This is a genomic window from Paenibacillus sp. J22FR83 (genome assembly GCF_059691955.1).
Genome location: NZ_JCAUAM010000013.1, coordinates 161,090 through 174,168 on the forward strand (window position 1 = coordinate 161,090; position 13,079 = coordinate 174,168).

The 13,079-nt window shown below is 45.2% G+C and carries 7 protein-coding genes; 3 read left to right on the top strand and 4 right to left on the bottom strand.

The window, feature by feature from the left end:
- Nucleotides 1-166: 166 nt before the first annotated feature.
- Complete coding sequence (locus AC58PV_RS23585) at nucleotides 167-505, top strand: L,D-transpeptidase (RefSeq protein WP_497434936.1); 339 nt, start codon at nucleotides 167-169, stop codon at nucleotides 503-505.
- 14 nt (nucleotides 506-519) lie between these two features.
- Here AC58PV_RS23585 and AC58PV_RS23590 read toward each other — a convergent pair whose 3' ends face one another.
- Nucleotides 520-1,770, bottom strand: coding sequence for a serpin family protein (locus AC58PV_RS23590; protein WP_497434937.1), 1,251 nt, complete (start codon nucleotides 1,768-1,770; stop codon nucleotides 520-522).
- 206 nt (nucleotides 1,771-1,976) lie between these two features.
- Here AC58PV_RS23590 and AC58PV_RS23595 point away from each other — a divergent pair, with 206 nt between their 5' ends.
- Entirely contained in the window at nucleotides 1,977-2,678 is a 702-nt protein-coding gene (locus AC58PV_RS23595) for a hypothetical protein (protein ID WP_497434938.1), read from the top strand.
- A gap of 77 nt (nucleotides 2,679-2,755) precedes the next feature.
- On the opposite strand, the gene AC58PV_RS23600 is transcribed toward AC58PV_RS23595, so the two are convergent.
- Nucleotides 2,756-5,761, bottom strand: coding sequence for a hypothetical protein (locus tag AC58PV_RS23600; protein ID WP_497434940.1), 3,006 nt, complete (start codon nucleotides 5,759-5,761; stop codon nucleotides 2,756-2,758).
- A gap of 484 nt (nucleotides 5,762-6,245) precedes the next feature.
- Between AC58PV_RS23600 and AC58PV_RS23605 the strand changes: the two genes are divergently transcribed.
- Nucleotides 6,246-10,787, top strand: a complete 4,542-nt coding sequence (locus AC58PV_RS23605) for a cadherin-like beta sandwich domain-containing protein (protein ID WP_497434941.1) — start codon at nucleotides 6,246-6,248, stop codon at nucleotides 10,785-10,787.
- A 47-nt stretch (nucleotides 10,788-10,834) separates the two neighbouring features.
- Here the strand turns inward: AC58PV_RS23605 and AC58PV_RS23610 are convergent, their stop codons facing one another.
- Both AC58PV_RS23610 and AC58PV_RS23615 read right to left on the bottom strand, forming a co-directional pair.
- Nucleotides 10,835-12,229: an extracellular solute-binding protein gene (locus AC58PV_RS23610; RefSeq protein WP_497434942.1), complete on the bottom strand. Its 1,395-nt coding sequence runs from the start codon at nucleotides 12,227-12,229 to the stop codon at nucleotides 10,835-10,837.
- A gap of 109 nt (nucleotides 12,230-12,338) precedes the next feature.
- A complete protein-coding gene (locus tag AC58PV_RS23615; protein WP_497434943.1) occupies nucleotides 12,339-13,052 on the bottom strand; it encodes a DUF1361 domain-containing protein in 714 nt (237 codons plus the stop codon).
- Nucleotides 13,053-13,079: the final 27 nt, after the last annotated feature.

A 13,079-nucleotide genomic window follows, 5' to 3' on the forward strand; every position in this document is an offset into this window, starting at 1 on the left:
TTATGTCTACATGAAAAAAAATAAAGTCGCAAACCGATTATACCATCGCGTTTATCTATATGCAAGACGAAAGAACCTGATTAATTATCAGGTTCTTTTTTTGATTCTCTGCTATATCACTTCCGTAACTAGGCATGAATAGACTATTGCTTAGGAGGCGAAATGAATGCCAAACTATCGAATTATCGTCGATTTATCCGACCGTAATTTGTATTTGCTTGATGGGAATACGGTTACTCGGCAATTTCCAGTTGGAATAGGCAAAATGGTTACGAAGACCCCTAAAGGCGAATTTACAATCATTAATAAACAAGCTAACCCTGGAGGTCCATTCGGTGCCTTCTGGCTCGGCTTATCTAAACCACATTATGGCATCCACGGAACAAATGATCCTTCCTCCATCGGAAGGGAAGTTAGTCACGGTTGTATTCGAATGTACAACGAGGATGTCCTGCAGCTCGCGCAACTCGTTCCTATTCATACTCGGGTTACGATTCGGCCATAAGTTACTGTATGTACTTATGGTTCAACCACGGACCCTACGAAAAGCCATATGCCAGTCTGACGGTCTTCTATTGCGAAGAAAAACGGCCGATTTATCGTCATTTGGAACGGTTCGTCGATCGGTGCGGAAGCACCTGCCACTTGTACGGAAGTGACCCCAGCTGCCTCTGTTCCTTTTTCATTGACCTCGATGAATGTTTTATGTGTTACCGCACTGATGAAAAGGTTGGGTGGAACAGATGCTATTCCGGAAAAATCTGCATGGTCTGCATCAAAGGGCAATGTCATGCCCATCGTCTTAAGCGATACGTTTAACTTGTCGCTGTATTCAATCTTAAAACGGGGAAGTTGGATTTCACCCCTGTTCAAATGAAATGGCTTGTGCCAGCGTTCGGGATTCGACCAAAGCCTGTCGTGAAGAGCACCAAGTGAAGACGATTCATCTGGAACAATGATTAGCATATCCATCTGCCCTTCGCCGTACGGCAAACGAATGGCTTGAAATTCCCCTTCTTGCAAATATTCGTAGGAACCTGACTGCGCCATCATCTGCACTTGCTTGGTGGAACCATCTTGCAGTTTGAAGCTTTGTTCATTCGTTCTAGAAAGTTGGAATTCCTTTTTCCACCCGCCATTGAAGTAGATCGCATTCATCAGGATCAAAACTTCATTGGGATTGATGGATTCGATTAACTTAGGAATTTTCCCGTTGGTATTCTTGTCTACCCACTCGTTGATTGAGTCAGGAGCTTTGGGACTGTTGAAGTCAAGCTCAGTTACTTTGGCGTCGTAAAACGCCTCATTAGTTTTCATGAACTCTCTGAGAATTGAAGTTCCTTTTCGTGACCAAAGCGAGTTGGCAATCTGTACTTTAACGCCGCTGCCAGGCTGCTGCAGCAGATAGCTAAGCGTCTTATTGCCTCGATTAATTTCATCCAGGGACAAGCCCTGCCATCCTAACGTTTTAGCCATGGAGGCTTGCGTTTCCCCCTTACTTCCGTTGTAAGTCATGGCGAACGCCAAAGAAACACTTGTAGGTGAAATAACTATGTTTTTCTTCTTATCCTGCTCCGCCTGAACGAGTTGCCGATGAAGCTGCATGCCGAAATCATTGCTTGCTCGGATGATACGTTCATCAATTTTGGCAGCTTCGTCTTGACGTTTTTCTAATGAAACCGAATTCCCGCTTGGCTTTGAACATGCAGTTGCAATTAGTACGATAACCAGACTAATCGAAAGAAGTTTACTTTTCCTAAAAATCATCATTCTTCTTGGCCTCCTGTCATTCTCATGCTTATTAGACGAGGAAACTTTACATAATGTTCCAATTACCAAATCTTTTTTACTTCCTTTTTAAAATGAATTTTATTCCAATAATTCTATAGATTATTCTAGGAATTTTTAAGGTTTGACCCTCACATATTCTTATAATGAAAAGTATAGTTCATCAAGTCCAATAGGAGGAAGCTACGATGCAGAACCAGCAAGGAAATTTCGATGTGGCGCTTGTCCGCAAATATGCCCCACAGCTGTTATTTGATCGTTTGGAACCATTCTTACCTGTTCGTGTTGGGGTAACGATCTTCGATCACGACGGCCCGTCCCCTTCCTTTCGTCGTACGATCAGCTTCGACTCGGATACTCGTCTTGAGAAAGTCATTGAATATGCCATCTACTGGGATTATGATATCGAACATTTATATGAGCTAGAACATGTTTGGATCTATGTTGGACGTGATGGCAGTGTTTTGAATTGTGAGTGCAGCTTTCATGGCAAATATTTCAAAGGGCTCCTTAAGGATCGTAGCAATGTATCTGAGCGTATTCCTACCCAAGTAACACTATATTCACAGCCAGGCAAGCATGCCTTCTCTCCCCTTCTCGAAATGCTTGAACTCGTTCCGAATTTACATACGTGTACGTATGAGACAGCGGGCAGCGGAGGTCTGCTAGTCCCCGATATGCTCAAGGATCAGATGTCGACAGATCTCGAAACGAATCAATTGGTAGAACGATACTTGCAGACGCTGCGGTTTCGCCCCACGATGGAATTCATTCCATTCAATTGGGATACCTCCATTTTCATACCATGGACTGAGCTGCTAGAGGAAATTCCACTGCGTGTTCAACATGAATTACAAGTAATGAGACAGTACTTCGGTATCCAGGCGTAGTTTAAGTGCATGAACAACGAGTTGGAGGCCAGGGAAGAATTAATTCCCTGGCCTCCTTCATTTAGACGTCAAACGAATCACTTATCGTATTTGTACAAGTTGGTTTCATATTTGACATAATAGAGATCGCCATTCGCATCCGCTGTCAGCAGTGACACTCCAGTTGAGACCAACATAACAGCATCCTTCGTAGTCGAACTCGCGTCAACCGCATATAATTTGCCTCCGATAGTAACGTAAACATTGCCGTCTTTGCCGACAACCATCTTCCCGCCCTGCCAGGATACATTCCCGGATGACGTGAATTTGTTAGCATATATCGTTGTATGAACCGCATCAGGATTATTCGGATCAAAAATAAATAGGTCCGCGGTCAGATTCCGAGATGGATCCGTGGAAGAGTTCCCTTCAGCGAGTCCCCAAATGTTGCCGTCTGGACCAACGATAAGATCAGATATTACCTTCCTTCCTGCAACTGGCACATACTGAGGAACGGGAAGTGTATTTGAGCTAGTCGTTTGCCATGTGAATACTTTTCCCTCGGTTACACTAGGATTTGCTGTACTTCCAATCCCTCCATATACCGATGAACCACCATATACCTTATTATTTTTGTAGGCTAACGCAATAATACTTTGATCATCAACGATGTCCGGCACAGTCGTAACTCTCGTTGACGTCGTTAAGTCATACACAGTGAAGGAGCCGCTTAGTTTACCAGAGCTCGCGACAGAACCGACATACAGTCGATTTAATGCAGGGTCTGCCAACATCCCAAAGGGCCGGTCCTGGTAACTAGGCGATCCCGCAATATCTTGAAAAAGAAGTGACGGATTCGTCGTATCGTTCCACGCTGAGTTCGTGTCGTACTTTTTGATCCACGCACCAGGGTAGATGCCTAGATACAAGTTGTTGCCAATCGGCGTCATGTTCTCCGCCTGACCCGCACCTCTATTTCGTGTTAACTTACCAGTGTCTGGTTCGTAGTCGCTTAACCCACCGCGCAGATAGCCGCTAGTATAAATTCGATCGCCAGGACCTTTCACGAGTGAGCGGATCTTTGTCGGAGAATTCGGGATTGTGAATGAAGTCGATGTGTCAATTGTTGGCGTTGCTGCAAGTTTGTATTTCAGAATTTTACCCGAGGATAGTGCTGCGTACAGATACGTAGTACCAGCGTCATTGACAAAGGTATAACCAGCTGCTTTGCCCCCTACGTCACCAAGGTCCTGTTGATTTTTCGCAGATATATCGTAGGCGTACAAATGCGTTCCTTTGGTATAGTACACTTTATCATCCGTCGGATTCTTGCTTGACACGCCAATCGAATCCACATTGCCTAGAGAAGCATCGACTCCACCTGTTGTCGGATTGATGACGATCAGAGGTTCACTCGACAATTTGGCAAATAGTTTCGAATCTGGCCCATTCGGAATGTAATCAAGCCCTAGGACATACGTACTGCCATAACCGCTGGGAGAAATCGTCGATTGTGTACCCGTTGTTGGATTAAATCGAATAATCGTGGCATTCGTAGTGGGTCCCATCCCCATAAATACTTCGGTATCACTCGCATACGCAATCGATCTAACATGAGCCAGACCGCTGACAATTGCTTGATTACCGTTTAAAACAGTAGCACCACTCGTTGGATTGTAAAGGAATGCTTTCCCTTCCGTGGCTGTGCCGCCGTACACATTCCCGCTGCTCCCCGCTGTCACATCCCAAATGACGTTCAAGCCTGCGTCCAAGGTCGTTTTCTGCAAGGAACTTCCCGCGATGCTTTTGACACCTCCAGTAACGCTAACTGTTCCTGGTACATAGCGATAGAGAGCCCTCTTGTTAGCCGTTCCGAAATAAACGGTTTGATCTGACGCGACAGTCATGCCCCAGACGGCTTCAATTTGATCAAGATTTTGATCATCCAGAAGTTCACCTGTTCGCGCATCGTAAACCACAACCTTAGATGGATAGCCACTGGATCCGACATACATAAGATCATAGCTGCTGCTTGCATCTTTGCCGAAAACGACTCCGTCAAGCGGATTGTTCACAATCTGCGTGCCCAAGTTGTATTCGATCGGCGTGTCAAGCGTCACGTCGTCAACGTAAGCAACCGTTACTGCAGTCGTCTTCGTCGTGAAGTAGACGGATACCGTTTTGGCTCCTGTTACATTCGGAGTCGTCGCTGAAATCGAAAGCGGGGTCCATTGCAATGTAGTACCACTGAATACGTTTTCAACTTCCTTGATCACCGTGCCAGATTCATTCTTGAAACGAAGATGCATACTAACACTCGTATCTCCGCTCGCAATATATACTTTCGCTGCTGCGGATACCCGTGCATTGGATGTGACAGGAACATCACTGCTCTCCGCATAGCTTGCTGCCAACGAACTGGTATCATCCAATTTGAGACTATTTGCTCCACTGTTTTTCACCGTGGTCGAAGACGCTGCGCCTGATACTGTCCAATTTCCAGTTAAGTCAAGCGTTTCAAAGCCAGGATTCTTCACGGTCTTCCCGATGGATATATCGTCGATGTAGGCCGTTGTAATACTGGCCAATCCACTATAGATCATCACCGCCACTTCTGTTGCACCAGCCGGTGCCTCAGCTGTTATCGTGCGTTTGTTCCACTGACCTACCGTTGGTGTAACGCTTTCGGGAGGTACGCGAGTTTCTGTCGTACCGTTATAGAAAACTAAGTAAACTTCAACGGATCCTTGATCGATATACGCATAAGCCGATGCGGTATATGCAACTTGCTCTGTTGGCGAGATGCTGATTTTATCGCTCACACGTGCAAGCGAGCTTGAAGAGCTGACATCAACCATCTTCATACTTTTAGATCCCGTGTAAGCCCTTACATCCGAAACCGTTGCTGTTGCCGTTCCAAAAGTTGGATGGGTGGTCCAATTCGGAATACCTGTTCCTTCCTCCTCGAATGAAGCATTCGGTAACGACATAGCAATACCAGCAGCATGTGCTTCTCGGTTGCCGAACATACTTACAATCATGACAACGCTCCAAACCGTTAAGATGAATCGAATCCACCATCGGTGATGCTTCCCTAGACTCATTCTTACCACTCCTCACATGAAGTTTAGTTGCGGTTGTTCGTGAGACTCAATCGGGATTTCATCAATCTCACCTCCTTTCCCCGAGAATACAAAAAAATCGTTCTACTGATTGGCATGTCATGATCAGTAGGACGATTCATAGATACATATTGGTGTGGGATATACTCGGATTAATTATAGGTGATTCACAATGACATAACTAGCACACGCATTCAAGAAATAGTGTCTCTTTTCAAGAACTTACAGCTAAAAATTGGCACTTTTTTCATATTTAAGGAGCTATTTTTTTCGTGTTGACAGCTGATTTTGATTGGCATAACATGAGCATTATGAACCAGATATATACCAATACAAGCACTCGGTCAGGAAAGGAAAGGAGTTGATCAGCGCGTACTAATCTTTACAATTGCCTACGATGTAAGCGTTAACGACAAGACTGGCATCAACCTGTCTATGGGCAGAAAATGGAAAGAAGGTGATGTTGATGAATACGTACACAGGCATAACATTCAGATGGCAGCATGGGGTGATTGGGCTCATCGCTATACTCTTCTTAGCTATTCTACTTCCTTCTCATTCACGGGCAGCCGAACCGATTGAGATAATTCCAGTACCAAACGGCGGATTCGAGCAAAATTTGATCGCAGGTAAAATTCCTAGTTGGAGCGCGTTCGGATTAGCATCCAGTCTATCCTTATCGGAGTCAACTTTCTTTGCAGGTACAAGAAGTCTTAAGATGAGCAAACCCACCACTGGTGGACTCGGTGCCGAAAGCGCGAAGCTGGCGGTCACGGCTGGGCAAGCTTATGAAGCAAAAATTAAATTGTATCTAGAAAATTATAGCGGCGGTACACCAGGTCTGTGGATACGCTGGTATAATGCATCAGGTCAATTTATGAACAAGCAGGCAACATTTTACCTTACCAATCCTGCTATAAACACTTGGCTTGACGTACGTGTATCCGGCACCGCACCGGAAGGAGCCGCTTTTGCAACAATCTTTCCCTATGCAGCTTCCAGTGTCCTAATGACAGCTTATGTGGATGAAGTGCAATTCTATCGAATCGATCCGAATGAAGTCAGCGTGTATAATCCAGGTTTCGAAGAACCAGCTTCAGGTGCTCTCATTCCTGGTTGGGAATTATATCCAGGAACTCCGACTAGCGCTGTCTCCATCACAAGTGCACAGAAGAAAAGCGATACATCAAGTTTACGTCTGGAAGACACTTTCGTAGATAAGCCAGTCGGACTTAGTACCCAAGCCATTGGGATTCATTCGAATGGCAGATATGAAGCCAAAGCGAATGTGTACTTAGTGTCTGGGGGTGGCGTCAACCTGTACATTAAATTTTACGATGGAGCGGACAAAGAAGTCGGCACTACCTCACGCTCCTTTACCGCAGCTATTAACACTTGGAGCGATGTGCTCAAAGTTGAAGGAATTGCCCCTGAATCAGCAGTCAAAGCAAAGGTGTTACTGTATTCAGGCGTTAGCACGTTAAGCGATGTGTATTGGGACGATATCTCTTTTACCTACAAAGGTGAAGCACTCGTAATGCCATATGCGTTCGAGAATGCAATCAATTTAGGTAAAGCGACGCTGACAACCACAACGCTTGGAGGGGCGATTGGGAATGGCGAGTTGTATTTCGTTACCAACGGCAATCCGGGAACGTTCTATGCTATTGATGCAGCGACTGGGAATATCAACTCCCAAATCTCAGTCCCTGGGACGACTGAAACGTGGGCTGTGACGGTCGGAGCCGACAACAATGTTTATTTCGCTGCAACAGCTAACCGTAATTTTTGGAAATTTGACACTCGGCCGGGTTATCGGAACATCACCTTGATCGGCAGCAACCCTGTTGACAACTTCGTGTGGGACTTGGATGCAAGCACAGACGGTATCATCTATGGCTCAACCAGTCCGAATGCCAAAGTGTTCGCATACGATACGCTTACGCAGAAGTTTGCCGATCTAGGCCGCATGCACGACAAAGAGCAATATGCTCGTGGTGCCGGTGTGACGGACCAATATTTATATGTCGGCATCGGCTCCAAGAAACACTTAATTCGCATGGATCGAAGCACGAGCATTAAAACAGAAATCACGATGCCGTTCACGGGTTTGGACGATTTTGTTCATAACATTACCCCTTATAATGGGCTGCTTTATGTCACACACGGTACTTCATTAGTTATTGTTAACGAGCAAACACTCAGCGTCTTAAAAAGTGTACCTTATGACTCACCTGAAGCGTTCGACGGCAAAATTTCACCTCCGTCCCCTTATAACGCAAATCTGATCTATTACCGTAACAAAGTTTCAAATAACTTATGGTCCTATAACGTATTGACGAATACCGTTCAACAAGTAACACTGCCTAATACACTGCCTGAGAAGGGAACAAAAGCTTACGGTTGGGTGACACTCTCGAGTGGTGAGCAGGCTTTAGCAACCCTTTACGAGGACGGCAAGTATACCCTGTATAAGCCTAACGACAACTCGATTCAATTGATCCAAGTTCCCTTAGCCAGGGAAGGTGTCAATATTCAAAGTTTGGCAGCAGGTCCTGACAAGAAGCTCTATCTTGGCGGCTTTATTGACGGTTTGAGCGTGTTGAATCAAGAAACGCAATCCTATGACTTGCAGGTATCTTCCCCTTATTCACCGCATCAAGTGGAAGAAATCGGCTTTTTGAATGGCAAAACCTATTTCGGGGCTTACGGTGGAGCAAGAATATATGCCTTTGATGCCACCCAACCCTATCAATACGGAGACACACCTACGTCTAATCCTAAACTTGTTTACACGGTTCCGAACCTTCAAGATCGGCCATACGCCTTCGCTTCTGGCGACAACCGTCTATTCATCGGAACCATTCCTGGTTATGGCAACTTAGGCGGCAGTCTAACAATCTTCAATGAAACAACAGGTTCATGGCAATCCACACGCAATGTGGTTACTGATCAATCGATTATCTCACTTGCTTATAAGAATGGAGTCCTCTTTGGTGGAACGTCCATTGATGGCGGTCTCGGCTCCATAGCATCCGCCACACATGCCAAATTATTTAAGTGGGATGTCAACACGAACGCCAAACTGAATGAATTTGAACCTTCCATACCAGGTTTGTCTTCCCCTCGCTTGTTTGGAGGCTTATCTTTCGGACCAGACGGGCTATTATGGGGTATTGCTTGGGGAACTGGCGTAGACGGCACTAACATATATGCCATTTATGCGTTGAACCCGAGCACCCTTGAAGTTGTCAAAAGCCAGCTGATGTTCTCAAACGCAAGTGGTGGCAGCACCTGGAGAGCCTTCTATTTACGCTGGGGGCAAGACGGCTTACTCTATACAACCATCGCACGCTATATAACCGTAATTGATCCTAACACGCTCAATTATCGCACTCTCTCGGATACCCCAACGAATTTAATGGATATAGGCATAGATGGCAGCATCTATTATACCTCGGGACCCAATCTATACCGAATACCTGTCCGATTAGCTCAAGCCTCTATTTCGATGGCGAATGTTTCTCTGACGCAAGGAGCAAGTGAGCCGATACTTCCTATCGGTCAGCTTGAGAACGGAATGCCAGCGATTTTGGCAGGAAGTACCATTACTTATACCAGCAGCGACCCAACCGTTCTATCCATCGTAGACGGTCAGGCGAAGGCGATCAAAGAAGGAACGGTTAGTGTGTATGCGGACATCACATTAAACGGTAGGACCAAACGATCGAATACGATTAGTGTCACGGTCCACCCTCTTCCTCCTTCTGCAGATTTGAACGATATTCTTTTGAGCAGTGGAGCGCTGAATGAGCCATTCTCACGGGAAGCGACTAGTTATACACACAACGTAGCTGCAGGCGTATCGGCACTAACGGTGACTGCATCCGTGTATGACACCGCACACGCTACGGTAACCGCTAGCGTATACAATAGCAGCAACACACTTGTGCTAGGTCCGATCAACTTAACGAGCGGGTTGGCTAGTTCCTCACTCCCTTTGAGCACAGGAGTCAATACGATCAAGCTCATCGTCACCGCAATCGACGGATCGACGAACGTGTATTCGGTCACTGTAACACGCGCTACGTCGGGAAATGAAACCCCTTCTGAGAATGCTGTTCAGGTAACATTGAAAGACAGTGCAGGGAATCCGCTCAGCGGTGGCTCCGTGAGTTATTATGACGGAGGCTGGAAAACATTTGGGGTCACCGACGCATCTGGTTCTGTCAGCAAACCGATAGCCAACAAAAGCTATACCTTTGCAATCACTTACGAAGGTACCCGCAACGAATTAACGCAAAACACAGGAACAAACCCTATTGTTGCGTTTCAGACCGTTAACGTCGGTGTTCAGTTTACGAACAGCCAAGGTCTCCCACACGGAGAAGGAACTGTCTCCTATTATGGCGGAGGTTGGCGGACTTTCGGTTCAATTAGCGCTGGTGCTGCCAACAAAGAATTGTTGGCTGGCTCATACACGTTTGCAATTACCTATGATGGAGCAAGGAATGAGAAAGTTCAAAACATCGGAACAGATCCCTTGCTTGTATTCCACACGGTACCGGTAAATGTAAACCTTACGAATAGCTTGGGTACCCCACTAAGTGGCGGAAGTATCAGTTATTACGCAGGAAGCTGGAAACCCTTAGGCGTGACGGACAGCCAGGGCGAGGCTAGTAAAGAATTGTTGGCGAATGCGTATACGTTTGCAATGAATTATGAAGGTACATTGAACCAGAAAGTGCAGCAAGTAGGAACAGATCCCAGTGTTTCCTTCCAAACGATCCTTGTTAACGTTCAATTAAAGGACGCACTTGGAACTCCAAAGGAAGGTACCCTCTCCTATTACGGGGGAAGCTGGCGGCCATTCGGCGTAACAACGAATGGCCAGTCAAATAAGGAATTGTTAGCCGGGACATATACCCTGAGTGCTATTTCCGGAGGAATTCGAAAAGAAATTATCGCTAACACGGTTACAGACCCGAACGTCCTTATTCAATACTAAAACAAAAAAAAGGTAGCGGATCTCATGATCCCTACCCTTTCCCCTTTTTAACCTGGTTCATTTACCTGCATAGCTTCTTTCAATCTTCGAAATGTGGTTTCAAAATCATCGAGTCGCGCCCAATACAGCTTGAACACTCGTCTCATCGTTTCCAACTCACGGAAAGTAACATTCATGTCGGAATAGAGGCGGAATGTTGGAATGATATCCCGATACATCATAAACCTACTCGGCCGGGAAATTTCCTCCTCTCCCTTCCATTCCGCCAATGCTTGAACACTCGGAAGCGCAAGCGTATGCCGGCGAATATGAAGCTGCGCTTGGTCCGATTGAAGAAAATCAATTAGCGCCTGTGCCGCTTCTTTCTGTTTACTGTGCTTATTGAGAGCAAGTCCAATCATGACTAGTTGCGTTCTTGCTTCTTCGGAATAAGGCAACGGTGCGATATCGTAATCAAATCCGGCATTACGCAGATGATTAAGACTATAATAACTCGTGACAATCATGGAAGCTTTCTGCTGCATGAAATACATTTCGCAATCGGAGTCCTGTTCAGACAAATAGGAGCTCTCTGGATTCAACCCCTCGAACAATTGCAGACTTAAGCGCATCGACTCCCGAAAAGGTTCATTGTCAAGGATGAGCTTGCCCCTGACATCTCGTTCAAATACGACCTTATTTTGCAACAAGAAGAGCGGCCATCGATTGATAGACTGCAAATGGAAAAACAGTCCGAACCTCTCATTTTTTTGCGACAGTACTCGTGCCGTGCGTTGTACATCATCCCAATTCCAGCTGCTGTCCGGTTCAGGGAGATTGGCTTCCTTGAAATGAGCTTTATTGTAACACAAGATAATCGGAGAAAATGTGAATGGTTGCACATACAAATTACCATCACTTATAAACGGCCTCTGTAGGAAAGGATAAACACCTTCTCGCGGTTGAAGCGGTTCCAACATATTCGCAATGTCTCCGCTATCCGTAAAAGCTTCGTAATTCTGTAAGTTAAGCGTCAGCACATCCAGTGCATCTCGCTCCATGACCTCTTGCATATTCTGTGAAAAAAATGAGCTCGAAAGTGGAATCATATGAAGTTCAATATGAGAATTCTGACTTCTAAAGAGATCGACCAGTTGTAAAAGATTAGCTTCCGTCGTAAGCGTTGGGTAGTAGCCAAACTTCAAAGTGAGCTTCTCGCATAACCCTGCTCCTACGACACGCGTGCCGACTCGAGGCACTTTTTCAATCATTTCTTGCGCGAGTAAGGCATTCAAACCTTTGCGGACCGAGTTTTTACTCAAGTTATACTGCTCCACAAGCGTTAATTCGGATGGCAAATAGTCTCCCGGCTGCAGTTTACCGGTTACAATATTATGGCGCAGAGATGCAATCATTTCTTCCAATCGTGTTCGAAAAGTAGATCGACTAGGTTTCTCCATCATGAAACTATGAACCTCCGGGTCCTTCTAAACTGGTATGTAACTGGTTTATATTATAACGTAATTTGGCTTCCATTGTCATTTCAATTTCCCTCTTCACACACCTTGAAATCTACACTTTCCTAAGTTTGGTTATGGCATAAATCAGTACGTAACTAATGAATAAAACCATAAACATGAACTTACAAAAAGAAACAATATGATAAAGCTTACTCCTATCCGTAAACATAACAATTAATTCCTGCAAAATATGACCTGGCCGCATGATAATATCCCAACTATTCCATCGAATGAATCTGCCAATGTAGATTCCGAAACTGCTTAAACCGAGAACAAGAATTGCAAAGATCCAACTAGCCATAACGCCAAATGAGATTCTCATCAAATGCTGCACGGAGAAAAGTGAATAAGCCCCCAGTAAAAGGCCTAACATCGCAATCGTAAAAATAGTAAATAGATGCTGCCAAAACGCGATATCTGACCAGAAACGTTTAGTTGGGTCTAAGCTGTACCGCGCGAATACATGAAGCAAATCGGTCACTAGATATGGCGCATTGGGATAGAAAAACAACCAAGCTGCGCCGACGATTATGAGGAGTAACGCACGAATCCGCTTACGGGTATATCTAAACAGTACATCTAGTATTACGGCAATTCCCACAGGAACCCAAGCCAGAAACGTATCCCAAAAGATAAATAAATACGGTCTATTTCCTGCCGGAGTTTGAATGGTATAGACACTTATTAAAGCAATTAAAGTAGCAACACACAGGACAATAATAAGATATATTTTTCCTGGATAATGTAATGCGTTTAGTTTTTCCAAGATTAGTCTCCTTCTCAACATATTCCA